The organism is Candidatus Bathyarchaeia archaeon, assembly GCA_035283685.1.
GTDB lineage: Archaea > Thermoproteota > Bathyarchaeia > Bathyarchaeales > Bathyarchaeaceae > DATETJ01.
On the sequence record DATETJ010000002.1, the window covers coordinates 166,966 to 193,202 of the forward strand.

Here is a 26,237-nt window from a genome sequence, read left to right on the forward strand (position 1 = left end):
AATGGCTAAGAAGGAACCGACTTTAAAGGTTTCAAAAATCAAGGACGGCACAGTTATTGACCACATAACAAGTGGACACGCTCTGGATGTTGCCAAAATCTTGGGCATAGCCGAACGCAGAGCCGGCGTTATCACGATAGCCATGAATGTACCAAGCAAAACGATGGGACACAAAGATATGGTCAAGATTGAAGGCCGGTTCCTCGCTGGTTCTGAAGTGGATAAAATCGCATTGTTGGCGCCACGGGCCACGATAAACATCGTTAAGGACTACAAGGTAGTTGAGAAACAGCGCGTGAAACTGCCCGACACCGTCAAGGGCATGGTGAAATGCGGCAACCCGTCATGTGTTTCAAACAGCAATGAGCCTGTACAAGCAAGATTCTTCGTTGGAAAAGCAGAGCCGTTGCGCTTGAAATGCCACTATTGCGGACACATAATGGAAAGGGAAGACGTTCTCAAACAGTTCTAGAAGGCGCGACGTCTATTTTGTCTGGCTCAGTAAGAGGATGGCTTGGGCTAGGTCGCCCTTCGTCTGCTCCAACGCGGCTCTGGCTTGTTCAAGGCTGACGTTGGCTTGAGTCGCAACCAACTGCGCATCTTCCTCAGGAATCTTGAAGGCTTTCTCCACGGCTTTCTCTACGATTTTTTCGCCCATGACTTGGAAGATCTTTTGTCCCTGCATCTCCATAACTGCGACTTCGGGGTTTTCAACTATGATTTCTTTGGTGCTGGTTTTGAAGATGACCTGCTCCACATTGGGCATGGCGTCCATGCTCATGCCCATGCGCTGCATCATGCGCTTGGCTTCACGCGGGTTTACACGTCGCACAGTCTAAAACCGCCTCCCAAACTACATCATTAATCAGTCTACTAGTTAATAACTTGAGAGTTTTGCTCTCTCCCAGAAAAAGGGTATCGTGAGAAAGGCTCAGAGACGATTAAGTTACGGTGGAACGCCAGTGGCTTTCACGTGGAGTTGAGAGGAATCTTTGGGTTTTCTTTAGATGAACGTTAGAACAACGTCAGAGTCTGCAGCTTCGTTTATGAAAGTTGCCGTGCCAGCGATCTTAGCTTCGGCTATTAAGTCGGATTGTTCAACTTTGTAGATTTTCGTGGCCAGTTCGCAGGCGTACAGTTTGACTTTGAACTCCTTGGCTCTTCGAAGTTGTTCATCCACAGTTGGGCCGCCTTCCAGTCGTGGAATGTTCTTGGTTCCGTCTTTCATAATGGCTTTGAGTCCTCTTGTGGCGAAGTACATGGTGACTTGGGCGCCCATGGCTGCGGCAACTGTCCCTGCGTCAAGCGCGCAACACAGTTTTTCATACTCATCTGACCCAACGAACAGTGTAACTTTCATAGATTTACGCCTCCTGTTTTTGTTATTTGTATGAAAATCTTAAGAAAAATTACGTTAGCAAGCTGTGGTATTTAAGATTATCTTTAATGACATCGCGAGAGCAAATGAGTAGAAGAAACCGTTTTATCAGGATACTGAAACTATTATTCTGGCTTGGACGAGTGATGCCTGAGAAAATTATTGGTCACGGCACATGGTACGATAAGACAGCGCTTCAAGTGGTAGAGCGCGAGCGAAAGCTGGGCAGACGGATCGATTTGCTTCGCACTGAAATGGGATTCGGGGCTTCAGGCATTCCGCATGTTGGCAACGTAAGCGACGCGATCAGGTCGTATGCCATAACCGTGGCGCTTGAGGCGCAAGGTCATCAATCTGAGCTGATTGCCTTTTGTGATGACAAAGACGGTTTGAGAAAGGTCCCAGCGGGGTTTCCCAAGTCGCTGAAGAAGTTTCTGGGTTTTCCGGTTACATCCATTCCTGATCCTTTCAAATGCCACAAGAGTTTCGGTGAGCATTCAAGCTTGCTTTTGCTTGAGGCGTTTGACAAGTGCGGTGTCAAGTACACTTTCACGTCAGCAGCCGAGGTTTACAAGCGTGGTCTGCTGAACAACGAGATCAAGATTATACTGACAAATGCTAGGCGTGCGGGCGAAATCATCAAGGAAGAGGTTGGTCAGGAGAAGTTTGAGGAAACTTTGCCGTATTTTGCGGTGTGCGGCAACTGCGGACGAATCTACACGACCAGAGCGCATGAATTTCTGCCCAAAGAAGGCAAAGTGCTCTACTCGTGTGAAGGAATGGAGATCAAGGGACAGCGGTTTGAAGGCTGTGGGCACAAGGGCGAAGTAAACTACCGTCGAGGCGAGGGCAAGCTTGTGTGGAAGGTTGAGTTTGCAGCTCGCTGGAAAGCGTTGGACATAAGGTATGAAGCATATGGCAAGGATATCGCTGATTCCGTGCGCGTTAACGATCGCATATGCCGAGAAATATTGAAATGGGAGCCGCCGTTCCATTCGCGATACGAAATGTTCTTGGCGAAAGGAGGCAAACGATTCTCAAAATCTGCGGGCACAGTGTTCACAGCGCAGGAGTGGTTCCGTTATGGCTCGCCGCAATCATTGAACTTGCTCATGTTGAAGCGGTTTGTGGGCAGCCGCACCATATCCATACTGGACATACCTACCTACATGAACGAGTTCGACGAGCTTGAAGACACCTACTTCGGAAAGAAGCAAATCGTCGACAAGAAGGAATTGACCAAACTCTCTGGATTATTCAAGTATTGCTGGTGGCTGAAGCCGCCTGCTAAGCCAAGCCTTCACGTGTCCTTCAACCTGCTCGCCTACTTAGCCAAAGTGGCGCCTAAAGGCGGAGAAAACCAGTACATAGCAGGGAAGCTTCAGGAATACGGTTACCTCAAGGAGAAAGACGCAGTCACACCTGAGTTGCAGCAGAGAATAGAATACGCGCACAACTGGAACCAGGAGTTCTCCGAGATCAAAGAAACCACGATAAAGCTGACAGACAATGAAAGAGCAGCCGTTAAGGAGCTTGTCCAGATGCTTCAAACCGAGGCTGACGCGGATCAGATACAGACCGCGGTTTTCAATGCAGCAAGAAAAAACAATGTTCAGCCCGGTCAATTCTTCAAAACGTTGTATACAGTTTTGCTTGGGACGCCGGCTGGTCCAAGGCTGGGTCCATACATGGTGGCGATGGGAAGAGAAAACGTGGTCAACGCATTAGAGAGAGTTCTGAAAGAATAGGCTTGTCTGTAGACTGCGTTCGGAAAGTTTTTATAGTATTTGTGCTATTGAGACTGAAGCCTTTGAAATTGGGGTCCTACTATGTCCAGAAGCAAGCTTGACTTGTTCGCTAAAGTGCTTGAGATGGCTAGAAACGGAACCACGGGAGCCAAAATTGCGTCTCAGGAAAACCTGCAACGAGAACTCGTGGATAGCTCGCTCAGACTATTGACAAACCTCGATTTATTGATGGAAACACGCAACAGCCCGGTCTCCTTCGTCACTACACAAAAAGGTTGTCAATTTCTACAAGATTATCAACATCTGGCGAAGCGGTTGAATTCTGAATTTTAGCAATAAGTAAGAGGTCTGCGGAAATCGATTCAACATTGCCTATTGAGAGAACGAATAAGCTTAAACTAGAGTCTGTTCCACAAATAGCGACGGGCCCGTCGTCTAGCCCGGATTAGGACGCTGGCCTGCGGAGCCGGAGATCTGGGGTTCAAATCCCCGCGGGCCCGCTTTTCATCGCTTTGTGCGTGCTCTGGCTTCCTTTACGGCGACGTGTAATGCAATCGTGCCCAAAGTCTTGTCCTTAAAAGACACTTTGTGGAATCCTGCCTTCAGCAAAAGGGCGTTGATCTCCCTAGCTGATAGGAAGTCTGCAGCAGAGGCTCCCAAGTATCTGTAGGGGGCTTTGCGTTTGGAGACAAGCCAACCAACCAAAGGCACCACTTTCTTACAGTACAGATGAAAGAGTATTTGGATCATGCGGGAATCGGGCTGGCTGGTTTCGATGCAGGCAAATCTGCCTTTTTCTCTTAGGGTTCTAGCAATCTCCTTAACATGGGTCATAGCTTTTGGGTTCCTAAATACTAGGTTACGGAAAGAGAATGATATGGCAACTCGGTCGACACTTGCGTCTACGAATGGCAGGTAGGCGGCGTCCGCGACTATGAAAGTCACCCTCGATCTGGTCTCCTGAACAGCTTTATTGAGCATAGCTTTGTTGAAGTCGAGTCCAAGCAAACAGGCTTGCGGAGGTAGACGCTTTTGGATGTTTTGGGCTAGTTTGCCAGTTCCGCAACACAGGTCGATCACCACGCCTTTAGAGATGCATTCTCCTGCGCATGTTTTGCGCCAGACGTCGTCAAGGCCAAAGGTTAGAATGCGATTAAGTAAGTCGTATCTTGAAGCAACACTGGTAAACATGGATCTGAGCGACATGATAAACACTGTATATCTGTTGGGGGCGCTCTTGTCTTGATCTAAACATTGTACGGGATTCCATAAATACTTGAATGTTCTTTCTTGAGGAATCAATTGAGAAACCACAAGTGTTGGCAAAATGAAGGATGTAGTTCCTGTTTTTCTGATGGGCGGCTTGTTCGTCTTAACCTACGGTTTGGCCTTATTGGTCATCGCTCCATTTGAGACTGCTGGGCTGGGGGTGTACGAGAACCCTGATGATCCATTAAACGTAGTGGTTTTCTTGCTCACTCTCTTAGTCATTACAGCTGTTTTGCTACTTATCGCTAAGTTTTGGAAGAAGCGAATGGTACAGGTTATTGTTTTGAGCTCTATTGGCTACATTGTGTTTTACGTGTTTTACGCATTCTTAGCCATGGTCGTTTCGAACGTGTTGAGTTTGGTTTTTTCTGTAGCTGCTGTGGCTGCCGTGATCGTTTTGCTTGTCAAGTACCCTGAATGGTACGTGATAAATGTCACAGGCGTGTTGCTGGGCCTTGGGTCCATTGCCATGCTCGGCATATCGCTGAGCCTTTCGCTGGTTATCATTCTACTTTTTGGATTGGCTGTTTATGATGCGATTTCAGTGTATAAGACCAAGCACATGATTGATCTCGCGGATGTAGTTCTTGATCTTAAATTGCCAGTGATGTTGGTCATACCAAAAAGGCGAAGCTACTCTCTGATCAGGGACACAGTGAGTCTGAAGGAAAAACTCAAAGAAGGGGAGGAGCGAGATGCTTTTTTCATGGGTCTGGGCGATGTTGTGATGCCTGGGATTTTGGTTGCCTCTGCATTTCACAATATTGGCGAGGGCGGTTTGCTAGTTGCCTTGTCAGTGATGTTTGGCACGTTGCTTGGCTTCGCTGTGCTCATGGTTTTTCTTGCCAGGGGAAAACCGCAGGCTGGGCTGCCTTTTCTGTGCAGTGGTGCAATATTGGGCTATTTGATCTCAAGTTACATGTTGTTCGGAGAACTGGTCGGCTTTTCTCTGCCTTTTTGAACTTAACATGCCTGACTAATAGTTATATATAATGTCTGCAATCTCTGAGTGGTACTTCAATGGTTCGTATGGGACGCTATTTCGCACGAATGTGAATGTCTTATGACTGCTGTCAACCCGTTTGCAGAGTTTCGCAGCAGCTGCGAATCTGTCCTGAGAGACACGTTTAAGAAGGTGTGTCCGGAGTTCGCGGTTTCGCTTGCGTTAGAGTCACCGCCTAGCCCTGAGTTCGGCGAGTTATCGTCCTCTGCTTGTTTTGAGCTTTCCAAGTCGGTTGGAGTGAAACCTTTGGAAATCGCGCAGCAAGTTGCTGATGCTGCGGACTTGTCAGGATCCAGATTTGTGCAAGCTACTAAGGCCGCTGGCGGTGGGTACATCAATTTTTACGTGAACTTTCCAGTGTTTGCGGAACTGGTTTTACAGTCGATCTTAGCGCTGGATCAGGAATATGGCTTTGCGAAAACCGAGAAGTCATTGAAAGTCATTGTTGAGCATACTAGCGTCAATCCCATTCACTCAATTCACATTGGGCAAGCGAGGAACCCTGTCTTAGGCGACTCGTTGGCTCGCATTTTGAAGGCTTGGGGGCACACGGTTTATACGCACTATTATGTAGATGATGTGGGTCGGCAAGCTGCTGTCATAGCTTACGGCTACGAGAAGCTAGGTCACCCCGAGCCAGATGGCAAACCTGATCGTTTCATAGGTCGAATTTATTCTGTTACAAGCTGTATTGTTGAAATTCAGAAGCTGAAGAAGGCGATAGAGAAAGCAAAAAGCCAAGACACTGTTGAATCTGTCGCTAAACTGATGGGCGAACTGCATGACTGGACAGTTGCCGCTGCTGAGTTGGAGTCGGCTCATCCAGAGTTGTTCGCCAAACTATTGGACAAGATCAGTAAGGATCAGAATCCAGAGGCGCGAATTGCCGAACTCAATTTGTCGTATGAGCGCGGCGAGAACGAGTCAGTTAAACAGCTTATTCGCAGATTAAGCGAGCTCTGTTTGGGCGGGTTCAAGGAGTCGCTTGCCAGACTGGGCATAACTTATGATTCTTGGGATTGGGAAAGCGACTTCGTCTGGAACGGCGATGTCAAGCGTGTTCTGATGCGTTTAGGAGAGACTCCCTACATTTCTCGTGTGGGAGACGTGCTGGAATTCGATGCTAATAAGGTGGTTGACGACTTGGGGCTAAGGGCGCTGCTCGGTCTAGGCGAAGGCTACGAGGTTCCATCGTTGACGCTGGTGAGAGCCGACGGCACAACTTTGTACACCACACGGGACGTTCCTTATAACCTGTGGAAGTTTCGAAAGGCTGACTTGTTGATCAACGTTGTAGGCATAGAGCAATCGTTGGCTCAACTGCATCTGAAGATCGCTCTTGCCGCATTGAGGCAAGTAGACAGAGTGAAGAACTTGCGCCACTTTGCCTACAATTTGGTGAGTCTACCCGGCTTTAAAATGTCCAGCAGAACTGGGCGTTATGTAACGCTTGATGAAGTCATGGATGAAGCAGTCAAACGTGCATATGAGGAGGTTGTGAAACGTTCGCCTGAGTTTTCTGAGGATGAGAAGCAGCGCATTTCGAACCTTGTGGGCATAGGCGCCATCAGATATGCGTTGGTGCAGGTTGATCCTTCGAAGCCGGTGGTTTTCACGTGGGATCGTGTGCTCGACTTTGAGAAGAACAGTGCGCCCTACATCCAATATTCGCATGCAAGGGCTGGAAGTATACTGCGTAAGGCTAAACGCAGAGTGCCAAGTCCTGATTACGCGCTTTTGAAGGAGCCGATTGAACGCGCCTTGGTCTTAGTGTTGTCCAAGTTTCCAGACGTGTTTGTTGATTCAGCTAAGAACCTCCGCCCTCACTTGATTGCTGATTATGCGAACGCGCTGGCTGATAAGTTTAACACGTTTTACAGTGCCTTGCCTGTGATTAAAGCTGAACCGAAGGAGCTTGGCAGTGCGAGGCTCATGTTAGTAGACGCTACGCGTAAGACTCTTAGAAATGCGCTGGGTCTGCTTGGGATTGAAGCGCCTGATAAAATGTGAAAGGTTGCGTCTCTGGCTCGTTATTTTGGCATTTCTTCGATGATTTGAGTTGCTGTGCTGGTTCCGATGCGGCTTGCTCCTGCTTTGATCATGGCTAGGGTGTCCTTGAGGGTGCGTATGCCTCCGGCTGCTTTTACGCCCATTTCTTTTCCTACTGTGCGTCGCATTAGTTTGATGTCGTTGACTGTTGCGGTTCCTCCGAATAGGCCTGTGGATGTTTTCACGTAGTCTGCACCTGTTTCTTTGGCTATTTTGCATGCTGTGCGTTTTTCTGGGTCTGTTAGTAGGTTGGTTTCGATTATGGCTTTGACTGTGATGTTGGGGTTGATGTGTTTGATGGCGGTTACGGCTTCGATGTCGTTTTTGACTGTGGTGTAGTCTTTGGATTTGAGGGCGCTTAGGTTTATGACCATGTCGATTTCTTGGGCGCCGAGCTTTACGACTTGGCGGGTTTCCTCAGCTTTGATTTCGGGTAGTGTGGCGCCCATTGGGAAGCCGATTGTGCTGCATATTTTGACGTTGGAGTCTTCGAGTGTGTAGCGGGCTAGGTCTACGTAGTATGGGTTTACTACTACTGTGCCTATGTGGTGTTTTCGTGCGTCCCAGCACAATTTTATGATGTCGTCTTTGGTGGCTGTGTGCCGTATTAGTGTGCTGTCGATTATGTTGGCGAGTTGTTGTCGTGTGAGTTTCATGTTGTTTCTGTTTCTCCGTGTGTGTTGGGCTTATTTGTTGTTGGTTTGGTGTCTAAAGCTTTGTGTTTTGTGTGGGTTTTTGTTGCGGGTGTTGTTGTGGTGGGGGAGTCACAAATTTTATAATGTGTTGGAGTCGATATGCGTGTAAGTGATTTGTTATGGGTGAGTATCAGGATGCGTTGAAGGATATTGCGAAGGCTTTTGGTTTTGTGCCTGGGTTTATGAAGGCTATTCCGCAAGACGTGTTGGTCAAAGATTGGGCGTTGATGAAGAAGTATCAATTGGGTGAATCTGAGATTCCTGCGAAGTACAGGGAGTTCATTGGTTTGGCGGTTGCGGCTAATTTGAAGTGCCCCTATTGTACGTTGCTGCACACAGCTGTGGCTACGATGAACGGTGCTAGCGATAAGGAGTTCAGTGAAGTGGTTTTCTTGGCTAGTTTTACGGCTCGTTGGAGTGCGATGCTGCATGCGTTGCAGTATAGTTTTGAGACGTTTGCGGATGAGGTTCATCGGATCGGTGAACACGCGAAGAAAACTGCGAAGAAGAAGTAGAAGTCTAGGGGCAAAGCGTTAAAGCCTAACACTTTTTTCTTTGTGTCTTAGTTTCCTCGCCAGAATAGGTAGACTTTGGTTTGCAGTAGCAGGGCTGTTATTGTGATGAGTTTGGCGAGTTTGTCTAGGCTGGCTGACTGCAGTTTCAGTTGGTACTGTTTGTGTGTGCCGTAGGGTTCGTCGTGGAAGAATTCCTTAGCGAGGCGTGGATGATAGTTCTGTGTGAAGGTTTGTTTTAGTGTGGTTAGCTCGGTTTGGTTTAGGTGTTTGATTTGTGTCAGCGCGTAGTTTTCGCTGTTTAGCAGGGTTGTGTTGAAGCCTAGTTTCTGTAGTGTGTCTCGTATTGCGAGTGCTTGTTTTGTTGGTGTTGTTGTGCGTATCCGTGTCATGCCGGCGTGTTCGAAGAATGGGTTGTAGCGTGCCATGACTGCTGTGGTTTCGACGAGTGGTGTGCCGCTTTGGCTGAGGGTTTCGCGTACGAGTCGTTGTCCTAGTCCTATTGTGCGGTATTTGGGATGTACTACGACGCGCATTATGTTGCTGAGTTTCTGGTTGAGTTCGCGTATGGGCATGTGTGGTAGTGTGAGGCGGCGTCCTGTGGTGGCTATGGCTGGATAGGTGTACACGATGACGCCTGCGAGTTCGGTTTTTCGCATGGCTCGGAAGATGCGGCGTACTGCGCCCAAGTTGTGGCTGCGGTAATGAAATTCGGCTAGTGCTTCGTAGTCTTGGCGTGTGCCGGGTTCGATGTGGATTTCGTTCAGTAATGTGCATTGTTGTGGTGGCTGGTTTGGGTAGTAGTTAATTTGGAGTTCTCTGCCGAACCGCTTGTGAATGTGCACTGATGGTTGCAGGTCTGTGTGTAGGTCGGTGTGTGTTGTGGCGGCTATGACAGCTTTGCTGTGTTGGCGTGCGAGTTTTTGGATGTTGTAGGCTGTGATTTTTGCTGTGTCTCGGTCGAGTGTGGCTGCGAATTCGTCGAGTATCCAGAATTGTGCTCCTGTTTCGATGAGTTTGGCGGTGTGGTATCGGTATTTTTGTCCGTCGCTGAGTTGCTGATATGTGCGGAGGAAGAGGAAGGCGTCGTTTAAGCCTACTCGGCTTAAGAGTTCTAAGGCTTGCTCGGTTGTGGTGCCTACGGTTTCGATTATGGGTTTGTCTGGGATGGGTTGGATGTCGTTGATGTTGGCTGCGGTTGTGCCCATGTCGTTTTTGATGTCGTTTTCAAGGGTTTTGAGCAGGGCGGATTTGCCGCTGCCTGATTCGCCTGTTATGTATACTATGTCGTGTGGGCTGATTTTGAGTTCGACGTTGTCGTATATGACGAATCTGTGGCTCTGGTCTAAGCCTAGTCCGAAGCTTTCGGCAACTGCTAAGACGCGTTGGGTGGGTTGTGGCGCGGCTGTTTCGTAGCTTATGTTGATTATGAAGCGGTCTGTTTCACGGTCGTAGCGTCGGTGGTACTGGTTGATTTGGAAGTGTTCGCTGTGGTGTCGTGTCATTTCTGCTGTGCCACCGCGAAGTATGGTTCGGGTGCGAGTTTGATGCTGCATGATACGGCTAGGCATGTTGACCAGAATGTGTCGTCGTGTTGTCCCTGCGGATGTGAGAAGCCTATGGTGCCGTCCTTGCGTAGTGTGAAGCGTTCGGTGTTGAGTTCGGCTACGTAGCTGAGTTGGACGGTTGGTGAGAGCCGTAGTTCGGTGAATGGAAATTTATAGGTGTCGTCGAGCATGCGCTGTTTCAGTAGGCTGGCGAGTTCCTGTTTGCGCGTGGCTGTGAACGTGACGGGTTCGACGTTTTCGATGTCTGCGTTTTTCATGTCCTCGACTATGTATTCGCCCACGCCTGTAACATCAACTCGTATGCGTTCGAGAGAGTGCCAGCGGTCTGTGAGGCTCTTAACGTAGCCGATGACTGTAGCATATTTTGTACCTAGCGGGAAGACTTTCCAGTGGCGCAGGCAGTTTTTGCCCTCGGTTTCCTCGGTTACTGCGAGTACACTGTGGTCGCGGTGTTTGCCTAAGTCGAGTCCTGCGTAGAATCTGCCTTCGCGTGAGCTGTCGAAGTTCCAGAGTTCTAGGTTGCCGTCGATGCATTTTGTGATGAGGCTTTGGGGTAGCCATACAGTTTCGTCTTCTGCCCATTCGGCTTCCATTTCGCGTTTCCAGCGCCATGGGTCTTCGGCGAGTTGTCTGCGGATTTTTTCAAGTATGGTCTGTTTGAGTGGTCCGTGTGGTTCTACTGCTTGCTGCCATGTTATGTGGTGCCTGGCGTAGTCGGTGTAGTCTTTGTGGCTGCATATTTTCCAGAAGAGGCTGTCTGTGTTCCAGGGTGTGGATGTGGCTATGAATTTGCCGTTTGTGGCACCTAAAGTGAACAGTATGGAGTCGTACATTTCTGTGTCGTTGGGTAGGAAGTTCATTTCGTCGCAGTAGACTATGTTGAGGGATGGTCCGCGTATGGTTTCTGGGCTGTTTGGGTAGGCTTCGATTTGTGAGCCGTTTGTGAAACGTATCAGCGTGCGCAGTGCCTTGAGAACGTGGGTGGGTGGGAGTTTGCGTGTGAGTTGTGTGATGCGGTGGATAATGTATTTGGCTTGTCTTAGGCTGGGTCCAACTATGCCTATGTGGGTTTCTGGATGTGTTAATGCGTACCATAGTAGCAGGGCTGAGATGATGAAGCTCTTGCCGGACTGGCGGCTCCAGCGTGCGGCTATGAACTGGTGGTTTAGGAAAAGCTGGGTAAGTTCTTGTTGGTAGTTGGTGGGTTCGAATTGGAGGATGTTGCGGAAGAAATCTAGTGGGTTTTCGATTAGTCTCCGCGTCTTTGCAGCCTGTGACTCGTCGACTTCGCGCTCATTGTGGAGTAGGCTGAGTCTGTACGGGTCTATCTGGTGTGGGCGCATTGTTCTTCGTTCCCTGTACGAGCTGCGCATATTTTCCCTCCAGTTCGACGAGTTTGGCTTCTATGCCTCTGTAGTCGATGTAGTCTGCAAGTAGGTCCCTGTAGGTTCTAGCCAGAGTGGCTGTGGCTTGCAGTCTTTGTACTTCTACTCTGTTCAGGTCTGGTCGGGATGCCGCTTGTAGGGCTGCGGCGAGAATTTTCAATGCTTCTTCGATGCTGGGCAGTTCTGGGGGCAGTTTAAGTTCAGATGTTATTAATTTCCGCTTAGACTGAGTCATAATAACGCGCAGGCCGAGTCTCTTTGCTTTCTCGTAGATGCCGTTTTGGGTCTTTCCGAGTTTGGCTGCGATGACGTTTGCGTTGTCTCCTGCTTGTATGAGTTCTCTGAGTTTCTGTTCTTCTTCTATGGTCCATAGTTTGCCTTTCATGTATTTTTCAGCTCTTTTGTCCATAGAATGCGCCTAATATGGTTCCTACGACTAGCATCATGGCTGCGAAGATTTCGTTGTTGAATGTTTGGAACACGATCATGTACGTGGTTTCTAACGCTGTCAACATGACTAGGGCTAATACGGCGAAGTACATGCCGTAGAGTAGTTTCTTGTCTGGTGCTAGTTCGAGTTGTTGTGTGTCGCCGTGTGCTGTGCGGATTTGGATTGTTTTGGTTAGTGCTCGTTTAATGAAGCCTCGCATGGTTGCATGTCCTCCTTTTTAGTGTTCTTCTGTGTCCGGTTAGGAAGCTGTTGAGCAGGGTTTCTGCTTCTTGAAGTGTGACTTCGCTTGGTGTCAACACGCGTACGGTGATGGGCCAAGTTAATGGAACAGCGGTGTAGTCGATGTCGTACAAGCCGTCAGTATACTTGAAACTGTTCTGCGCTAGGATTATGTGTCTGTTTTTCTCGCCTAGAACGCCTAGGTAGACGCCCCAGCTTCGGCTGGGAATGTCAATAGAGCCCTTAGAGAAGGAACTCTTGCCGACGGATGCATCGTACCAATCAACGCGGACCAGATCGCCTAAGTTGAGACTCTTAATCTGATTCTGAATCTGCCAATTCATACACAATCATCAAGAAGAAACCAGCAAGAAGCGCTGCATTTAAGGAAGAGCGAAATTTACCAATTTACAAATCCTGAAACAGCGAGCGCGTGCTTTGCACATTTATATTTATCTTCTACCAAATGGGTGAAAGGTGTGGTCATGAGTCAGTGGACTTGCTATAATTGTAATCGGCTCTTTCGAGGCGAGTTCAGAGAAGGCGATGAGATAATCTGCCCGGAATGCAAGGCCAGAATCGCTGTGCTTAAGGCAGAAAAAGAATATTGGGAAGCTATGAAGAAGAGCGCTGAAACCAAGAAAACGCAGTAGCAACCCAGAAAAGTCTTAAAGCTTAATTTCAGAACGGTGCAATAAAGAGCTTTGAGTCAGGAGAGCAGGTTTTGTTAAGTCAAATATGCATGCATTGACCAATGCTAAGATTTAAATTACAGAAGAACACCAAAAAATGTATGCCTACCAACAAGAATCACAGTCCTATAAGAACTTCGGATATTTTGAGCAAGGTCAACAAACGACGCACTTTGACGGATAAGATATTATCCGAGTTTCCAGGCTATGGAGGATACAAGGAAAAAGAAGTGCTACGAGAGACGGACAAGCTTGTCAGAAACATTGTGTACAGAAACATGAAGGAAACTTCTGAAGCGATTAGGGCCCTCTTCAGAGAGGCATTGAATGCTCTCGGCTTGTCTAATGAGGTTAGATCGCTTGAGAAGCTTTCAATGCGGAGCGATGCTTTCGCTGAGAAGATTCTACACGCTACCCATGGCTATTCACCCTTGATGAATGTTGTGAAAGTGGATGAAGAGACGCTACTGGAATTGATGGAATTCGATGCGAGTCTAGCTAAAGATATAGACAGGCTGAGAGAAAGTGTGAAGACTGTAGAGAAGGATATGTCAGCCGGGAAGCTTACGTTAGAGAACCTCAGGAGTATTCAAGATGTCTTGAACGTGCTAGAAACTACTTTCAGCAAGAGAGGAGGAGTTCTGCAAGGCTTAGCGGGTGAGTGACTATGGCTTCAAGAAAAACAAACGTGATAGAATGGGTAGGGGCGGGTTTCGACGATATTCTGTGGGTATACCCTTACGAAGACATCCGATGGGGTAGCGTCGTAGTAGTACATGAATACGAAACTGCGATTTTCATGAGAGATGGCAAGCTATATGACGTTTTTCAGCCGGGAAGACATACTATTACCACTCAGAACATACCAGTATTGACAAGAGTTTTCAGACTTGTAGGCGGTTACGGTGAGACACCATTTAAGGCAACAATTGTGTTCGTGTCTCTTAAGCAGCATAGAGGCAGATTCGGCACTAGCACGCGAGTCAAACTTGGCCCGAGAACTTTCTACACGACTGAGTTGACGACGTTCGGTGAGTTCTGGCTGAGAATCCAGGATGCTACGCTCTTCCTGACTCAAGCCGCTGGAGCAGCTCAATCATTCTCAACTTCTGACCTCTCAAGCTTCTTTAAATCCTTTTTCACGGAATTGTTCATACAGGAAATGGCTAGATACACAGCAATTGACGTGTACACACATCTTGAAGAAGTCACATCCAAAATCAAAACAAGTGCGGTCTATGAAGCGTTCAAGCAGAGGGGACTTGAGCTTCTTGATCTGAAGATTGGTGGGGTCTCTCTTCCCTTACTTGAAAAAATCGAGAAAGAAGACCCAACTTATGGGCTTCCGTTGCTGATAGCAATACAGAAGGGAGATGAGGATAAAGTTCTGGAGATTACTAAGGTCGTAGAATCTATGAGGGCTCTTGGCAAGTCTTCTGGAGCCGGGCTCGTTGGCGCACTTTTTGCAGTGCCTTCGATGTTGGGATACCCCGCACCTGCGGCACAACCTCCGCCTCAATACCCAGCTTCACCACAAACCCAGCCGACGAAATCTCCTGTTGATAAGTTGCGAGAGCTCAAGCAGATGTTGGACGAAGGGCTGATTACGGCTGAAGACTACGAGAAGTCCAAGAAGGAAGTACTAGAGCAGATGAAGAAGGGCGGTAGCTAGATTCTAGAAGATTGATCATAGGAGCTGAGACCTGTGAGCTGGAAAATATGGAAGAAGCCCGAAGAGAGACTGAGGGAAGAGTGGGACAAGGCTGTTAGTCTACGTAACCAGGGAAAGTGGAGCGATGCTGCGAACCATTTCCTATCAGCCGCGAATTTAGAGGAGGAGGTGGCTGGACGGCAATCTACCAAGCAAGCACTGATTGCTCGCGCCTTGGCAGCCCTTTACAAGGCAGTCGGTAGTAGGACAGGCGATGATCTCTCAATATGTCATGATGCGATGGCTAAACTCGACCCTGAGACTTCTCTAGATATTCCCAACAAAGTCAGAGCAGGCGATGTTGCACAGGAAGCCGCGCTCCTAGCGGTAGAGGCTCGCCTACCCCAAGTTAGTCTGCAAAACCTTGAAGGCTTCCCCGACGAAACTGCAGACAAATTTGAAGCACTGGCTCAATCGTACTTAGGACTTGGACGTGAGAAGCTTGTCCTCGGCAGTCTTTTCGGAATAGATAGCTCTTCCGATAGGTTAGCATTCAAGTCCTTGGGTTTGTCAAAACTCTTGAAGGGCTCAGCCGAAGAAGAGCGCGATCCAAGCAAGGCGGTCGAATACTATGCTGAAGCGATGGGCAACTTCGGTCAGGCCATGCTCGAGGAATATAGGGGCTATCTTGATGATAGAAACAGGAAGTTAGGCAGCGTTGCAAAGTGCTGGTTCTGCGGCAGGGACGTTCAGGGGGAAGAGGTTCAATACGTCTACATGGAAACAATACTGACCCCATATCTGAGAGAGAAATACGGTTCTGAGTCACCGCCCTCTGTCAATGAGCTAGGTATAGCTGCTTGTTTGGCATGTTATGAGGCAATTCATAAGATGGCTGATTTAGTTGCAAGAAAATACTATCAAATGGCAATGGCCGAACTGAGAGCTGTCGAGAAAAAACTGTGGGAAAATATGCTCACACTTGAAAAACGGCTGTCCCGTGTTGAAGATTTGGCGCATCGACATGGTTAACCTGAGGCAGAAAAGTGAGCGTCAATCCATACGAATTGAAAGCGCTGAGATGCGTCAAATGCGGTGCGCCACTCTCGGAGCCACCGTCACAGTCTGAGTACATCAACTGCGAATTCTGTGGATATACCCAGAAGCTGATCGATTCAAGGGAATATCTGGATAAACTCAGAAGTGAGGTTTACAACTGGGTCAAATCGATTGTTCCACCAGCAGCGGCTGTCTCCCAGATTGTCGATCCTATGGCCAGGCATAACATCTTCGTATTCAACATCAAACCGAAAATTCTTGGCGAATATGCGTCGGTTAAATCAAGACTGTCGACCCACCTGATACATCCCCTATTCATTCTGCCCTTTTTCCAGCCGGCTTCGGTTAGACCCGAGAATCCAAGAGCGTGTTTTGAGAACCTAGCCAAAGTGCAAAGTCTTGAACAAATGGCCGTCGTGGACGAGGATAAGAACTTCATGGATGATGTCGTGATCGCTTACGAGGTTTATGCTCATACCGCCAATGCTTTCGAACTGACACAAAGCAAAAGTGATCTCAGTTTCCTGATCAACAACTTCGACCAGATTGCGACTTCTCTGGAGAAACATCCCCAAAGAACTGTCGAATACAAGAGAATGTGCGGAGTTGTCAAAGCATTTCGAGCGACGGATCAATTCCTTAAGGGAGACCTAAGCGCGGCGAAGCAATCAGCCCTTGGGGCTATCCAACTGCTTGAAGAAGTTGCTAAAGAAGCGCGGAAATCAACATCAACTGCAGTAATGATACCAGCAACAACCCAAGAGATCAGTTCTCTAAGAACGCTAGGGAACCTCGTCGAAGCTGGTCTCAGGTTGTTTGAAGCGGGGAGGTTTCCGTCGGAGCTTTTACCATACCTTCACAAATATTTCAGCTTAGCCGAGCAACTGAGAACGAGAAGAGGCGCTAACACGAGCATCTACGAAGAGTTGAGCGCCCATCTCAGGAATATAGTTGAAGCCAAGATTGGTGCTAGCCAGATCCAAACTCTTCAGGGCTCTGGCAATCTCTTAGTTCCATTATGGATTGTATCACTGAATTACACCTTCGCCACAGGAACACTTTTGTGGAAGAAAGGAAAGGAGGTTGAAGACATGCTCCTAGTGGCAGCGACGATGCCACTAGCCTCGCAACCTGTGACAGATGTCTTTGGAAGATCTGCTGGTCTCATGGATCAGTTGTCTGGCAAGGAGACTACGCTCAGCACAGGTTTCATTGGAAACATTGTAGCCCAAGCGAGAAAAACATCGTTACCGTCATCAACGAAAGTCATTCCGCCCCTCTCAACAAAGGAAGACAGTGAGAGAACCGCGGAAGCTTACCTCAGCGCCGTCAGCCGCAGTCTAGGAGGAAAGATACGGTTTGGGGCAGCTCACTCTTTAGGACTTGTGTATGCTCCTACGGAGCGTCAAGGCAGTGATGTCTACGCACCGAGCCTAGGATATTCTCAGATCAAACTAGCCCCCTACCTTGAACAGCTGATTGAAATCGCCCTCTAAACAAGTCCGCAGGAAAGCATCAAATCCAGAATGTATTGTTCACTAGAGGATATTTCCATAAACAATAAATGACATAACCACAACAACTTGGTTAGGACTGTATTTGATGTTAGGACAAAAGCTGGAAGTTTCAATCTTAATCGCGATTGTCGTCTTAGTGGTATTTGGCGGTATGCTATACAAGATTCAGCTTGAACAAAGACCGCAATCTCCACAAGGACAAGATCAGCAAAATCAATCTCAACTTCAAGGTTTCAGCGCTATTTTCAACGTCAATGGTTATGTCTCTTCAGAAGCTTGGTTGAGAAGCTCCACAACAGATCTGCCAGAGTATTCCGCTATTGTCACATATTCCGTCTCAAACACAGGAAACGCCGATGCCTCCAGTATAGAGGTTACGGTTCGAGTTGATGGTGAAATCCTTTCGCAACAGCCGATCTCTGTTCTTAGACCATCGGGAGAATATACTGGTTCTTTCAGCCTGTCAATGGAATATGACTCGTCAAACACTGTAGCTATAGATGCGTCGTGTTCGAGCTCAAGTGACTCAACATCAATTGTGCTCGATGCAAGCTTGCTTCGCTCTCCCAGTGTGCCCAGTGACCAAGAACTCTCAAAATTATACATAACACCTAACGAGGTCAACGTATCATCAACAGAAGACAACATTGTAAGCAACAAGTTTCTATTGCTTCCAAACTGGGTAGCACTCAGGGATTGGGTTGGCAACAACATAGACTACAAATACGACTCTGAAGCCCACGGAAAAACAGAATTCTGGCAACTACCACACGAAACTCTTCAACTCAGAACCGGCGACTGCGAGGGTTTCTCAATCCTCTTATGCTCTCTGCTACGTGCCAATGGCTGGTCTGAAAACGACGTATACGTCGTTCTGGGTGAACAGGATGGCAGCTACCATGCTTGGGTCAAGATCAACTTAGGAGTGTTAGGATGGTATAACATCGAACCCCAAGCAGACGGATGGAACACGCTAATAGGAGACTTCCTCAGCTTACCAGGATACGCATCGATCGGCTATTTTAATGACACCCAGTTTCATTGGACAGGGTGACTAGCCCTTAAGTATGATCCGCAGCAGGACACTTCAAATTCTGCACAACCATTGAACTGGGCATTATTGTTTTGTTCTGCTATCTAATCTTAAGAGTCGGTATTTTAACAGGCGTGGCCAACCAGTCTTAGCGAATCTCAACCTATCCGGATCTTCCTTCAGCCACCGCATCATATGAAAGAAGCTCTTCGCCCTCTTATCCTCTCGTTCTTTGACGGGTTCGTAACCCAAATTCCTCAATTCATCAAGATAAGCCATCTCCGTAAGACGCTGTGCTTCACCACTCACTTTAACCCTGCGAACTCGGTCGTCACCGTAAGCTCTCCTCAAACCGTCAACAGTATCATCGAAAATGTAGCCTTTACAGACGTGAATTTCCTCTTCTGACCCAAGCCTCAGCCTACTAAGCAGCTCGGACACAATTCTCAAAGATTGCTTCAAATACTCTTTTCGGTAGAACCGACCCGACTGGAAAAACTTCACATCAATCACTCCATAATGGAATTCCCGCGTCTCATCACGGAACGCACCAATGACCACACCAAAAAGCAAGTCTCCGCTACCCGCATCATCTACGGTAATTGTCATTCTACATCGCCTTCTTCCCTCACGCATATTAAAGCTCATATAAAAACAGTCTGCAAAACACAGACCGCAGAGTCCGCTGCACAAGTCATGAAAATGACAGGCAACAGAATAACATAGAATGCATTACTTAATTATCTCTAAGGCAAAGCCTATTGAGCACGAACTCTATCCAGCCCAAAATCACTTCTTCTGTGTTCTAGCCTTGAAATCCGTTATAGTTATGCCCACAACCTCGTTGTCCGCCAGCCTATACACTACTCCATCCTCAACCTCAACGCTGTCCTTGGCTTCCCTCGGCTTCCCAAAACTAATATAGAGCACATCCGCTTCCTCATCATAATCAAAATCAACCTTCTCCAAGCTTATCGCAACTTTCTCCAAACCACTTCGCCCTTAACCCTAGCTACGTTAGAAGTGAAGTAGGCGGTAATAATAACCTTTTCATCATCAAACTCACGGTAAACAACAACAAGATACTTCGACCCAATGCTCAGTGCTGAATAAAATCTTAAAGCCTTAAGCTCGCCTTTCAACCCCTTAACAACCAAATCAGGACCTCGAACAGCCTCAACGATTTCACGTGCATAAGCCCTAACCTCCGGATGCCTCGCAACAATATGATCAAGAACCTTAGTAGAAAGCCTAACTTTCATATCCAACCAGTGCAACTTCAACAGTAAAAAACCTTTTTGGAAAACAAAAAAAGACACCTCGCTTGAACTCCTGGCATCTACATTCAAACTAGGCATGCATATAGAAAACTCATGGCTCACACAAATACGACTACGCCTGCCGAGACCACGCCTACAAAAACAACGGATCCCCACGTCATCTTTCGTCCACTGCTACCAAAGCAGCAAACAATGGAAATCGAAGAACAAAGACACAACGAAACCTGCGGAAATGCTAAGCAACAGAATCACATAGAAGATAGGCAATCTGTTGGATCTGTGCCGACAGAATCAAGAGTGCCCGCGATTTGATTTCCTATGAAGCAAGGCTTCCACAACTTCCCGTTTCTCATTAGCCAAGTCTTTGAGCGTTTTCAACAAGCCTCGCTTCGACGCGTCCCACACCTCTAAGGCAACCAGTTCGCCTTTCTTGTCAAAACCCAGAAGAACATCGCTATCCAGAAGCTTCTCATCCTGAATAGCACCCTCCCTAAGCTTCATAGTTAAGATATCCGCTTTAGGATCATACTTTAAGACTATATCCATCTTCCAGTCCTTTTCCTTCTGTCCACGATGTCTTTAAGCTGCGTGCTATATATTACCGTTATGACAACAAAGTCAGTATTCACTTTTTCATGAATCACCGCCAGGCTACGCCTCCAGCTCACAGCCACAAACCTGTTCACAAAAGCGTCAAAAAGCATCTCATCAGGCTTGCTAACAACCTGCTTCACCACTCGTTCGGTGATGCCAAACTTCCTCATCTCCTTCTGTAGCTTATCCCTAGCGTGATCAGTGAATAAAATCATCAGAATTCACTTGCAAAAATACTATCAACGCTATCCAAATTTATGTTTGATGACGCTGAATCGAAGAACAAAGATACGACGAAGTCACTGGAAATGCTAAGCAACAGAATCACTTAACTATCCAGCAATTCGTAACGTTTGGAAAGACATCGAGAGGGTAACTAATGTCCACAGTGTTCGAGGTTAGGGCTTATGATAAACGAACGATCAGATTCACCCAAGTTCAATGGTTGCACACGGTCTTCTTCCATCCCGAGGTCGAAGGCGAAAATGCAAAATAAGAAAAACCCTAGAAAATCCTGAAATCGTAGTTGAGGGCGCCACAAAAGACACTAAAATATGTTACCGGTTTTTCAAGTCCACTTCAGTCACATCAAAATACCTGGCAGCTGTGGTTAAAATCTTGAATCAAGAAGGTTTTATAATAACGGCATACTTTACAGAGAGAGTAAGAAGGGGCAAGGTTCTTTGGAAAAAGACAAAATAGTGATGAGCTACGACCGAGAAGCAGACACAGTCTACATCAGCTTCGGCAAGCCAAGGAAAGCAGTCTCTGAAGAAATCGACCCCTACATAGTGGTGAGACGCGACCCCAAAACACGAGAAATGATCGGCATAACCATAACAAACTTCAGCAAATACTTCGAAACCAAGAAAAAACTCAGTGTAGAAATACCCGCGTGAACTGCGCGGGAGAAAACCTGCGCAGCTCCTTGACCCTTCCAGCCCGGATTTTCATTTTTCAAAATCCTTTCTAATCTTTTCAAACATTGGCTTCAATTCGGGAATGTCTTTTGCGACAGTGTTCCAAACCCGCCTCAAGTCAACTCCAAAATACTCATGGATCAGCTTGTCTCTCATTCCCGCCATCCTCTTCCAAGGTATCCGCGGATACCGCTTCCTGACTGAACCTGGAATCTTCTTCACCGCCTCTCCAATGATTTCCACAGCCCTCGTAACTGCATAAGCAGTCTTCTTATCCTTCACAAAATCCTTGTATTCCAAGCCTTCAATAAACCTCACAGCATCACCCATCGCCTCAACAATATCATCCACATAATCCAAAAACTCCTCCTTCATACGTTCACAACTTCCTCCAGAACACGCTTCCCAATCCTGGGCTTAAGCGCACTTCTTTCAACCAAATCCACCTTGACACCTAAAGCATCACTCAAGTAATTTTCCAGCCCAACAAAATCCAGAAGACTCAGACCCGCCGACTCATCAAACTCAACCAGAACATCAAGGTCGCTGCCCCTCTTCGCTTCACCCCTCAAGTAAGAACCGAAAACACCAATCGTCCGCACCTTGAACTCCTCCTTCAACATGGGCTTCAATTCAACTAGCTTCATCTTAATCTCCTCAATACCCTTCATCAAGGTCCTCACCGCCAGTAACACCTTATAAATTCCTTAACTCAAATCTTTTGCCCAAAACCTTCATGCTCAAGAGAATCATGGAAATCGAAGAGCAACGCCACCAGCGAAGTCACTGGAAATCTAAGCAACAGAATCACATAAACTCAGACAACGTCCAAGTCTATTTAGGCAGCCTAGTTATCCCCTCCACGTGATCAAAATCTTCGTCAAACGTGAACACTTCCGTCACATTGCTCTGCCTCATGACATCGACGGCTAGGGCATCGTTAGCTTCAAGCCTCAAATCATCCCCCAACTCAACTGCCGCGAAATAGGCTTCACGACTCACACCATGAACGGTCACATTGTCAAGCATGAACAAGCCGCGAACAAGGTTAGTCAAGCGTTCCAGAGGCATGCCATGTTTGAGTATGTTAACCGCTTCAGACAAGTGCACCACAGTCACAATCACCTGTTCTCTTCCCTGAGACACGTCAGCGACAATTTTCTTCGCCTGTTCCTTCATCTGCCTCTCCTTCTGCGTCAACTGCTTCTTCGGCTTGTAATAGGCATAAACGAACACGTTAGCGTCCAAAAACCTCATGAACGTCCCTCAAAAAAAACCTCTTCTGAAACTCCTTCCAGTCCCCAATAGACTCCACCCCAAGATCAACCCTGTCAAAATCCTCAGTCAAATCAACACGACGCTTAGGAACTAACTTCAAATACCCCTTCCTCTTGATGACAAAAAGCTCCCGACTCTCATCAATCTCAGCCTCACGCCAATCTGCAGGCAGGATAACACGACCCTGAGAATCCACCTTCTTAACTTCCACCCCAGATTTCAACCATTTTCACCACAAAACACATCATTCAACCATAATATAAGTCTTCTTCCCAGCAGCAAACGTAAACAATCAACCAGCCGCATAGGTCATCAAAACTCAACAGAAAAAAGGCACGTGCACCCAAGGGCTGCAAGTGTATCTGCGTCGAACACCAAAACAGTCTTATTTATTACGCGTCAACACTCAATACTAAAATGAACCCAACCCACAGAACAGAGGAAAAAACCATATGCCCATAGACAAAACCGAATTCCAAACCGGCAAACCCCACACCCAAATCGAAAACGACATAACCCAATTCCTCAACGAACGCAAAGAAAACGCATTCACATCCAAAGAAATAATGGCCGGCGTCCACTTCGACACCGACTTCAGCACACTCGAAACCTCCAAAATCTCAACCTTCGCCGTAGCCGACTTCACCACCATACTCTCAGAAATGGTCCGCAACGGAAAAGTCAAAGTCAAAATCGTCGAAGGACAAATGTACTTCGCAGGCACAGCCACAGCAAACGGAAACAGCGCCAAATGCCCAAAATGCAAGACAAAAGTCGCTGAACCCGAAAAAACATGGAAAATGACCGGACGCCCAGACAAAAAAGGCCAAAGACTACAACTGCAGATAGGCTTATTCAAATGCCCCCAGCACGGAGCCTTCAGAACCGTCCTGGACAAACAAAAAATCTAGCCGCACTTCAAACACGAAGACAGACGAACGCGATGCGCATTAAACCGTTTAGAAAAAGCTTTCACAAATCTTAAATGAGGACACTCCTTCCTATAATAGGAAGAGAAAAAGGGTTTCACTGCTTCTCTGCTGCATTGGCACCACTCATCAAAGGACTGCTGACCTCTCTCTTCCAAGCGCCGAGCGTGGGGCGCAATGAAAAAAAGTACCCAAACCTGGAGGAAGTGAAAAAAATGAAGAAAGCAGTTCTAATCCTTCTCGTTGCTTTAGCGTTACTCTTCACAGCAGTTCCAATGGCAGCGGCACCAGCCACAAAAACACCGTTCACCGCCCAAGCTACCCTAATCCCGACAAGCCCGGGCAAAATTTGGATCACCTCCGACGGCGTTCAACAGGTCAAAGGAGCAATAGCAGAAGGAACAGTAACTGGAGACCTCACAGGCTCATTAGCAATCATACAAGGTGCAACCCTCGACTTGAACACTGGAGAAGGCTTCATGCACGGAAAATTCACGATAACTACAGCTGAAGGAACCTTTCAAGGCTCATTCACGGGCGTAATCACCGGCTACTTCTACACATCAGGACAAGCTGTGGGACACGGCACAGGCGCCTACGAGGCACAAAAAATAATGGGTGCATTCAACGGATACCAAACAATGATAGATGATGTCCCCACCACAATACTAGCCTTAGAGGGCTTGATACTGTCTCCCCACGGCTAAACCCAGCGCATGCGCTTCGACACTCAACTTGAGCCTCTTACCAACTCAAATATCGACAGTGTACTGTCTCTTCGTGCCTTCTTTTTGACAGCCTCTATATCCACTTTGGTAAACTTCAAAGTCGCCCGCACGTCTTCCTCATCCTTCAAAGCTCTCGCTCTGGGCACAGTAGCTTTAATCATGCGAAGCTTGGCTAAAATCAAATCTTCAGGCACTTGGAGAAAAGCGGACAAACCCGCAACCGTGCCCACCCGTTTCTTTAACCGTTCACGCGAGAAAATAACATCAACATCATATGCCGACTTGCTGTCCTTGAACGTGGCTATTCGGTAACCAGACTGGAGCGCTTTATCAACAGTCCGCGCATCAACTTTTAACCCAGCTTGCCTCAAGGCAGAGATAAGCTTAGCCCGCTGGCTTGCCCCAGAAACATAGACCATAATGTCGACGTCAACTGTTGTGCGGGCAACACCATAGTAACTAGCCGCTAGGGCACCAGTAAACACATAGTCTAAACTGGCCTCGTTGAAGCCTTTGACGACCCTTCTAATCAAATTATAGAAAGCCTCCAACAGCCCTAGACCCCGCGTTCACGTTTTTGCCAACGTTTCATCCAAGCGAATCTTTCTCGCAGCTGCTCAATAAGCTCCTCTTCAGTAATGTCTGGGTGCTGAGCCTTTATCCCGTCGGCACAGATGCGCACTGCAGCATCAGTCATGTCAATCGCCATGTTCACCTTGACTTCAGGCTTCAACCTGCCTAGCCGCAGCCAATCCTTATCCTTGTTCAAGACAAGCACGCATCTAGACTACAAAATGCGGCGCCTACCCTTAAGAAACATTCTCCAACAAGGCATGGACAATCTTAAAAGACAACCTACAGTATTCAGAAAACGGGAGCGTATTACCGAGGATGGGCTTCAAATGCGTTCATCATTCAAAGGTGAAGCTTGAAACCATGCAGGAAAGGGGAGCTGAGGGAATAAAGGTGCGCTGGCTAATCGGAAAAGACGAGGGCGCCCCAAATTTTGCCATGCGCCTCTTCGAAATCGCGCCCAAAGGCTATTCTCCACTGCACAGTCACGATTGGGAACACGAAGTCTACATTCTGGAAGGCACATGCCAAGTCACATGTGCAGCCAAGAAAAAGAGGGCAACTGCTGGCTATGTGGTTTTCATACCGCCCAACGCTGAACACCAATTCAAGAATGCAGGCAAGACTGTGCTCAAGTTTCTGTGTTTGGTTCCTCACCACTAATAGAACACCCGCTGCAATGTTCTATGTGTCTGGCAGAAGCGGAATAGTCTAGAGCAAGTTGTCGCTGCCAACGTGCCTTTCAAGTCTGTTCCTTAAATAACGATTCAACATTCAGAAGCATTAAACCGTTATTTGAGCAGAAGGGATGCAACAGCTTTCCCAAAGTGAAACCCATGAAGAACGACGGCGACCATATGTCAACCGGGAGCGTTGATTCCAAACTGAAAATGCTCTATTGGCTGGCTTTCTTTTTCATTTTGGGTTTAGCTCTGATCTATGTTTTCGCGGGGCATTCTGATTCCTTAACCGCTTTCTCCAATCTCCTGCGTCCAGTTGTAGCAGGCATTGCTCTCGTGGCTTCTGGCTTAGCCCTGCGGCATTATTGGGAAAACCTTGATAGCACTCTGTCTAGAATTTGGCTCTGCTTCGCCATAGGCATGACGTTCTGGTTCCTGAGCGAACTCTCTTGGGCTATTCAAACGCTCGTCTTGAGCATGTCTAATCCGTATCCTTCAATCGCGAACGTGTACAGACTCGTGGGTTACTGCGCCCTGTTCCTGTCAGTTTTCGTCTACCTCGGGTTATTTCACAACGTAATATCGGGTAAAATCGTGGCCATTTCTGCAGCCGTTACCTTGCCCACAAGTGCAGGCATAATACCCTCCATCCTATTGCTCGCACGCGGCAGAATACCCACAATGAATCTATCAACAGTGTTCGTGACCGTGGCGTACCCCATATTCGACTTGCTACTGTTTGCGCAAGCGATGCTGGGACTTCTCGTGTTCACTATGACTGGGCTTAAAGGAAGGCTTAAAGGCGCTTGGCTTTTGCTCAACGCGGGCATTTTGATGAACGTGTTCGGCGACCTGATACTCAGTTACACTAATCTCTCGGGAACCTACTACGCCGGGCATCCGCTAGAACTGTTCTTCCAGATGGGCTACATTTTCTTCGCACTTGCATTCCACACCCACACAAAAGAACTCTGAAGCATGACGCTGCATCTAAAACACACTTAAAAATGCTTTATTCCATGCAGT

36 protein-coding genes and 1 tRNA gene are annotated in these 26,237 nt (G+C 47.5%); 17 read left to right on the forward strand and 20 right to left on the reverse strand.

Annotated elements, in window-relative coordinates:
- The first annotated feature begins 1 nt into the window (after position 1).
- On the forward strand, positions 2-472 hold the full coding sequence (gene pyrI / locus VJ249_00925; protein ID HKZ93129.1) for an aspartate carbamoyltransferase regulatory subunit: 471 nt from the start codon (positions 2-4) through the stop codon (positions 470-472).
- Positions 473-484: 12 nt separating this feature from the next.
- Here the strand turns inward: pyrI and VJ249_00930 are convergent, their stop codons facing one another.
- Together VJ249_00930 and VJ249_00935 are read right to left on the reverse strand one after the other, a co-directional pair.
- Positions 485-832 (reverse strand): nascent polypeptide-associated complex protein, encoded by a 348-nt coding sequence (locus VJ249_00930; protein HKZ93130.1) that lies wholly within the window; start codon positions 830-832, stop codon positions 485-487.
- A gap of 171 nt (positions 833-1,003) precedes the next feature.
- A complete protein-coding gene (locus VJ249_00935; protein ID HKZ93131.1) occupies positions 1,004-1,360 on the reverse strand; it encodes a DsrE/DsrF/DrsH-like family protein in 357 nt (118 codons plus the stop codon).
- A gap of 104 nt (positions 1,361-1,464) precedes the next feature.
- On the opposite strand from VJ249_00935, the gene lysS reads away from it, so the two are divergent.
- Together lysS and VJ249_00945 are read left to right on the forward strand one after the other, a co-directional pair.
- Positions 1,465-3,126 carry a lysine--tRNA ligase gene (gene lysS, locus VJ249_00940; GenBank protein HKZ93132.1) on the forward strand — a complete coding sequence of 554 codons (1,662 nt, stop codon included), beginning with the start codon at positions 1,465-1,467 and terminating at the stop codon, positions 3,124-3,126.
- A gap of 424 nt (positions 3,127-3,550) precedes the next feature.
- A tRNA-Arg gene (locus tag VJ249_00945) sits at positions 3,551-3,626 on the forward strand.
- 4 nt (positions 3,627-3,630) lie between these two features.
- Here the strand turns inward: VJ249_00945 and VJ249_00950 are convergent.
- Positions 3,631-4,332, reverse strand: a complete 702-nt coding sequence (locus VJ249_00950; protein ID HKZ93133.1) for a ubiquinone/menaquinone biosynthesis methyltransferase — start codon at positions 4,330-4,332, stop codon at positions 3,631-3,633.
- Positions 4,333-4,453: 121 nt separating this feature from the next.
- Between VJ249_00950 and VJ249_00955 the strand changes: the two genes are divergently transcribed.
- Both VJ249_00955 and VJ249_00960 read left to right on the forward strand, forming a co-directional pair.
- Positions 4,454-5,356 carry a presenilin family intramembrane aspartyl protease PSH gene (locus tag VJ249_00955; GenBank protein HKZ93134.1) on the forward strand — a complete coding sequence of 301 codons (903 nt, stop codon included), beginning with the start codon at positions 4,454-4,456 and terminating at the stop codon, positions 5,354-5,356.
- 102 nt (positions 5,357-5,458) lie between these two features.
- Entirely contained in the window at positions 5,459-7,408 is a 1,950-nt protein-coding gene (locus VJ249_00960; GenBank protein HKZ93135.1) for an arginine--tRNA ligase, read from the forward strand.
- A 20-nt stretch (positions 7,409-7,428) separates the two neighbouring features.
- On the opposite strand, the gene deoC is transcribed toward VJ249_00960, so the two are convergent.
- Complete coding sequence (deoC, locus tag VJ249_00965; GenBank protein ID HKZ93136.1) at positions 7,429-8,103, reverse strand: deoxyribose-phosphate aldolase; 675 nt, start codon at positions 8,101-8,103, stop codon at positions 7,429-7,431.
- A gap of 158 nt (positions 8,104-8,261) precedes the next feature.
- Between deoC and VJ249_00970 the strand changes: the two genes are divergently transcribed.
- Positions 8,262-8,657 (forward strand): carboxymuconolactone decarboxylase family protein, encoded by a 396-nt coding sequence (locus VJ249_00970; GenBank protein HKZ93137.1) that lies wholly within the window; start codon positions 8,262-8,264, stop codon positions 8,655-8,657.
- 47 nt (positions 8,658-8,704) lie between these two features.
- Here VJ249_00970 and VJ249_00975 read toward each other — a convergent pair whose 3' ends face one another.
- From VJ249_00975 to VJ249_00995, 5 genes are read right to left on the reverse strand one after another with little or no spacing between them, the layout of a single operon-like run.
- Entirely contained in the window at positions 8,705-10,159 is a 1,455-nt protein-coding gene (locus VJ249_00975) for an ATP-binding cassette domain-containing protein (GenBank protein HKZ93138.1), read from the reverse strand.
- Positions 10,156-11,595 carry a terminase family protein gene (locus VJ249_00980; protein ID HKZ93139.1) on the reverse strand — a complete coding sequence of 480 codons (1,440 nt, stop codon included), beginning with the start codon at positions 11,593-11,595 and terminating at the stop codon, positions 10,156-10,158. Before VJ249_00980 ends, VJ249_00975 begins: the two co-directional genes overlap by 4 nt.
- A complete protein-coding gene (locus tag VJ249_00985; protein ID HKZ93140.1) occupies positions 11,516-12,016 on the reverse strand; it encodes a hypothetical protein in 501 nt (166 codons plus the stop codon). Before VJ249_00985 ends, VJ249_00980 begins: the two co-directional genes overlap by 80 nt.
- Complete coding sequence (locus VJ249_00990; GenBank protein HKZ93141.1) at positions 12,000-12,257, reverse strand: hypothetical protein; 258 nt, start codon at positions 12,255-12,257, stop codon at positions 12,000-12,002. Before VJ249_00990 ends, VJ249_00985 begins: the two co-directional genes overlap by 17 nt.
- Positions 12,241-12,621, reverse strand: a complete 381-nt coding sequence (locus VJ249_00995; GenBank protein ID HKZ93142.1) for a hypothetical protein — start codon at positions 12,619-12,621, stop codon at positions 12,241-12,243. The genes VJ249_00990 and VJ249_00995 overlap by 17 nt, the downstream gene beginning before the upstream one ends.
- 141 nt (positions 12,622-12,762) lie before the next feature.
- Between VJ249_00995 and VJ249_01000 the strand changes: the two genes are divergently transcribed.
- The 6 genes from VJ249_01000 to VJ249_01025 all read left to right on the forward strand — a co-directional run bounded on the left by VJ249_01000 (position 12,763) and on the right by VJ249_01025 (position 18,250).
- The gene (locus VJ249_01000; protein HKZ93143.1) at positions 12,763-12,930 is read left to right on the forward strand and encodes a hypothetical protein; all 168 of its coding nucleotides are present in this window, start codon (positions 12,763-12,765) and stop codon (positions 12,928-12,930) included.
- Positions 12,931-13,115: 185 nt separating this feature from the next.
- Complete coding sequence (locus VJ249_01005) at positions 13,116-13,634, forward strand: hypothetical protein (GenBank protein HKZ93144.1); 519 nt, start codon at positions 13,116-13,118, stop codon at positions 13,632-13,634.
- Positions 13,635-13,636: 2 nt separating this feature from the next.
- Positions 13,637-14,641, forward strand: a complete 1,005-nt coding sequence (locus VJ249_01010) for an SPFH domain-containing protein (GenBank protein HKZ93145.1) — start codon at positions 13,637-13,639, stop codon at positions 14,639-14,641.
- A 33-nt stretch (positions 14,642-14,674) separates the two neighbouring features.
- Positions 14,675-15,652 carry a hypothetical protein gene (locus VJ249_01015; protein ID HKZ93146.1) on the forward strand — a complete coding sequence of 326 codons (978 nt, stop codon included), beginning with the start codon at positions 14,675-14,677 and terminating at the stop codon, positions 15,650-15,652.
- Positions 15,653-15,666: 14 nt separating this feature from the next.
- Positions 15,667-17,175 carry a hypothetical protein gene (locus VJ249_01020; GenBank protein HKZ93147.1) on the forward strand — a complete coding sequence of 503 codons (1,509 nt, stop codon included), beginning with the start codon at positions 15,667-15,669 and terminating at the stop codon, positions 17,173-17,175.
- 301 nt (positions 17,176-17,476) lie between these two features.
- On the forward strand, positions 17,477-18,250 hold the full coding sequence (locus tag VJ249_01025; GenBank protein ID HKZ93148.1) for a transglutaminase domain-containing protein: 774 nt from the start codon (positions 17,477-17,479) through the stop codon (positions 18,248-18,250).
- A 63-nt stretch (positions 18,251-18,313) separates the two neighbouring features.
- Here VJ249_01025 and VJ249_01030 read toward each other — a convergent pair whose 3' ends face one another.
- From VJ249_01030 to VJ249_01050, 5 genes are all read right to left on the reverse strand, one after another.
- A complete protein-coding gene (locus tag VJ249_01030; GenBank protein ID HKZ93149.1) occupies positions 18,314-18,838 on the reverse strand; it encodes a hypothetical protein in 525 nt (174 codons plus the stop codon).
- 180 nt (positions 18,839-19,018) lie between these two features.
- Entirely contained in the window at positions 19,019-19,219 is a 201-nt protein-coding gene (locus VJ249_01035; GenBank protein HKZ93150.1) for a DUF2283 domain-containing protein, read from the reverse strand.
- Positions 19,201-19,512 (reverse strand): hypothetical protein, encoded by a 312-nt coding sequence (locus tag VJ249_01040; protein ID HKZ93151.1) that lies wholly within the window; start codon positions 19,510-19,512, stop codon positions 19,201-19,203. The genes VJ249_01035 and VJ249_01040 overlap by 19 nt, the downstream gene beginning before the upstream one ends.
- A 288-nt stretch (positions 19,513-19,800) precedes the next feature.
- Positions 19,801-20,055, reverse strand: a complete 255-nt coding sequence (locus VJ249_01045) for a DUF2283 domain-containing protein (protein ID HKZ93152.1) — start codon at positions 20,053-20,055, stop codon at positions 19,801-19,803.
- The gene (locus VJ249_01050) at positions 20,046-20,318 is read right to left on the reverse strand and encodes a hypothetical protein (GenBank protein HKZ93153.1); all 273 of its coding nucleotides are present in this window, start codon (positions 20,316-20,318) and stop codon (positions 20,046-20,048) included. Before VJ249_01050 ends, VJ249_01045 begins: the two co-directional genes overlap by 10 nt.
- Before the next feature lie 468 nt (positions 20,319-20,786).
- Here VJ249_01050 and VJ249_01055 point away from each other — a divergent pair, with 468 nt between their 5' ends.
- Positions 20,787-21,002: a DUF2283 domain-containing protein gene (locus tag VJ249_01055; protein ID HKZ93154.1), complete on the forward strand. Its 216-nt coding sequence runs from the start codon at positions 20,787-20,789 to the stop codon at positions 21,000-21,002.
- Positions 21,003-21,053: 51 nt separating this feature from the next.
- Here the strand turns inward: VJ249_01055 and VJ249_01060 are convergent, their stop codons facing one another.
- From VJ249_01060 to VJ249_01075, 4 genes are all read right to left on the reverse strand, one after another.
- Positions 21,054-21,398: a DUF86 domain-containing protein gene (locus VJ249_01060; GenBank protein HKZ93155.1), complete on the reverse strand. Its 345-nt coding sequence runs from the start codon at positions 21,396-21,398 to the stop codon at positions 21,054-21,056.
- Positions 21,395-21,694, reverse strand: coding sequence for a nucleotidyltransferase family protein (locus VJ249_01065; GenBank protein ID HKZ93156.1), 300 nt, complete (start codon positions 21,692-21,694; stop codon positions 21,395-21,397). Before VJ249_01065 ends, VJ249_01060 begins: the two co-directional genes overlap by 4 nt.
- A gap of 163 nt (positions 21,695-21,857) precedes the next feature.
- Entirely contained in the window at positions 21,858-22,280 is a 423-nt protein-coding gene (locus VJ249_01070) for a type II toxin-antitoxin system VapC family toxin (GenBank protein HKZ93157.1), read from the reverse strand.
- Positions 22,261-22,524 carry an AbrB/MazE/SpoVT family DNA-binding domain-containing protein gene (locus tag VJ249_01075; GenBank protein HKZ93158.1) on the reverse strand — a complete coding sequence of 88 codons (264 nt, stop codon included), beginning with the start codon at positions 22,522-22,524 and terminating at the stop codon, positions 22,261-22,263. Before VJ249_01075 ends, VJ249_01070 begins: the two co-directional genes overlap by 20 nt.
- Positions 22,525-22,753: 229 nt before the next feature.
- Between VJ249_01075 and VJ249_01080 the strand changes: the two genes are divergently transcribed.
- Both VJ249_01080 and VJ249_01085 read left to right on the forward strand, forming a co-directional pair.
- A complete protein-coding gene (locus VJ249_01080; protein ID HKZ93159.1) occupies positions 22,754-23,212 on the forward strand; it encodes a hypothetical protein in 459 nt (152 codons plus the stop codon).
- Between the two features lie 233 nt (positions 23,213-23,445).
- Positions 23,446-23,937 carry a hypothetical protein gene (locus VJ249_01085; GenBank protein ID HKZ93160.1) on the forward strand — a complete coding sequence of 164 codons (492 nt, stop codon included), beginning with the start codon at positions 23,446-23,448 and terminating at the stop codon, positions 23,935-23,937.
- Between the two features lie 23 nt (positions 23,938-23,960).
- On the opposite strand, the gene VJ249_01090 is transcribed toward VJ249_01085, so the two are convergent.
- Both VJ249_01090 and VJ249_01095 read right to left on the reverse strand, forming a co-directional pair.
- Positions 23,961-24,491 (reverse strand): hypothetical protein, encoded by a 531-nt coding sequence (locus VJ249_01090; GenBank protein HKZ93161.1) that lies wholly within the window; start codon positions 24,489-24,491, stop codon positions 23,961-23,963.
- 23 nt (positions 24,492-24,514) lie between these two features.
- Positions 24,515-24,727 carry a hypothetical protein gene (locus VJ249_01095; protein ID HKZ93162.1) on the reverse strand — a complete coding sequence of 71 codons (213 nt, stop codon included), beginning with the start codon at positions 24,725-24,727 and terminating at the stop codon, positions 24,515-24,517.
- 167 nt (positions 24,728-24,894) lie between these two features.
- On the opposite strand from VJ249_01095, the gene VJ249_01100 reads away from it, so the two are divergent.
- Both VJ249_01100 and VJ249_01105 read left to right on the forward strand, forming a co-directional pair.
- Positions 24,895-25,194 carry a cupin domain-containing protein gene (locus VJ249_01100; protein ID HKZ93163.1) on the forward strand — a complete coding sequence of 100 codons (300 nt, stop codon included), beginning with the start codon at positions 24,895-24,897 and terminating at the stop codon, positions 25,192-25,194.
- Positions 25,195-25,367: 173 nt separating this feature from the next.
- Positions 25,368-26,186, forward strand: a complete 819-nt coding sequence (locus VJ249_01105; protein ID HKZ93164.1) for a hypothetical protein — start codon at positions 25,368-25,370, stop codon at positions 26,184-26,186.
- Positions 26,187-26,237: the final 51 nt, after the last annotated feature.

Excerpts from the sequence above, each read along its gene's own strand:
- VJ249_01080 (HKZ93159.1), top strand. The coding sequence starts at position 22,754 with ATGCCCATAGACAAAACCGAATTCCAAACCGGCAAACCCCACACCCAA.
- VJ249_00985 (HKZ93140.1), bottom strand. The coding sequence starts at position 12,016 with ATGGACAAAAGAGCTGAAAAATACATGAAAGGCAAACTATGGACCATA.
- VJ249_00955 (HKZ93134.1), top strand. The coding sequence starts at position 4,454 with ATGAAGGATGTAGTTCCTGTTTTTCTGATGGGCGGCTTGTTCGTCTTA.
- lysS (HKZ93132.1), top strand. The coding sequence starts at position 1,465 with ATGAGTAGAAGAAACCGTTTTATCAGGATACTGAAACTATTATTCTGG.
- VJ249_01050 (HKZ93153.1), bottom strand. The coding sequence starts at position 20,318 with ATGATTTTATTCACTGATCACGCTAGGGATAAGCTACAGAAGGAGATG.
- VJ249_00975 (HKZ93138.1), bottom strand. The coding sequence starts at position 10,159 with ATGACACGACACCACAGCGAACACTTCCAAATCAACCAGTACCACCGA.
- VJ249_01000 (HKZ93143.1), top strand. The coding sequence starts at position 12,763 with ATGAGTCAGTGGACTTGCTATAATTGTAATCGGCTCTTTCGAGGCGAG.
- VJ249_00950 (HKZ93133.1), bottom strand. The coding sequence starts at position 4,332 with ATGTCGCTCAGATCCATGTTTACCAGTGTTGCTTCAAGATACGACTTA.
- pyrI (HKZ93129.1), top strand. The coding sequence starts at position 2 with ATGGCTAAGAAGGAACCGACTTTAAAGGTTTCAAAAATCAAGGACGGC.
- VJ249_01070 (HKZ93157.1), bottom strand. The coding sequence starts at position 22,280 with ATGAGGTTTTTGGACGCTAACGTGTTCGTTTATGCCTATTACAAGCCG.
- VJ249_01085 (HKZ93160.1), top strand. The coding sequence starts at position 23,446 with ATGAAGAAAGCAGTTCTAATCCTTCTCGTTGCTTTAGCGTTACTCTTC.
- VJ249_01030 (HKZ93149.1), bottom strand. The coding sequence starts at position 18,838 with ATGACAATTACCGTAGATGATGCGGGTAGCGGAGACTTGCTTTTTGGT.
- deoC (HKZ93136.1), bottom strand. The coding sequence starts at position 8,103 with ATGAAACTCACACGACAACAACTCGCCAACATAATCGACAGCACACTA.
- VJ249_01100 (HKZ93163.1), top strand. The coding sequence starts at position 24,895 with ATGCAGGAAAGGGGAGCTGAGGGAATAAAGGTGCGCTGGCTAATCGGA.
- VJ249_00960 (HKZ93135.1), top strand. The coding sequence starts at position 5,459 with ATGACTGCTGTCAACCCGTTTGCAGAGTTTCGCAGCAGCTGCGAATCT.
- VJ249_00995 (HKZ93142.1), bottom strand. The coding sequence starts at position 12,621 with ATGAATTGGCAGATTCAGAATCAGATTAAGAGTCTCAACTTAGGCGAT.
- VJ249_01060 (HKZ93155.1), bottom strand. The coding sequence starts at position 21,398 with ATGAAGGAGGAGTTTTTGGATTATGTGGATGATATTGTTGAGGCGATG.
- VJ249_00990 (HKZ93141.1), bottom strand. The coding sequence starts at position 12,257 with ATGCGAGGCTTCATTAAACGAGCACTAACCAAAACAATCCAAATCCGC.
- VJ249_00970 (HKZ93137.1), top strand. The coding sequence starts at position 8,262 with ATGGGTGAGTATCAGGATGCGTTGAAGGATATTGCGAAGGCTTTTGGT.
- VJ249_01065 (HKZ93156.1), bottom strand. The coding sequence starts at position 21,694 with ATGAAGGGTATTGAGGAGATTAAGATGAAGCTAGTTGAATTGAAGCCC.
- VJ249_01105 (HKZ93164.1), top strand. The coding sequence starts at position 25,368 with ATGAAGAACGACGGCGACCATATGTCAACCGGGAGCGTTGATTCCAAA.
- VJ249_01010 (HKZ93145.1), top strand. The coding sequence starts at position 13,637 with ATGGCTTCAAGAAAAACAAACGTGATAGAATGGGTAGGGGCGGGTTTC.
- VJ249_00935 (HKZ93131.1), bottom strand. The coding sequence starts at position 1,360 with ATGAAAGTTACACTGTTCGTTGGGTCAGATGAGTATGAAAAACTGTGT.
- VJ249_01045 (HKZ93152.1), bottom strand. The coding sequence starts at position 20,055 with ATGGATATAGTCTTAAAGTATGATCCTAAAGCGGATATCTTAACTATG.
- VJ249_00980 (HKZ93139.1), bottom strand. The coding sequence starts at position 11,595 with ATGCGCAGCTCGTACAGGGAACGAAGAACAATGCGCCCACACCAGATA.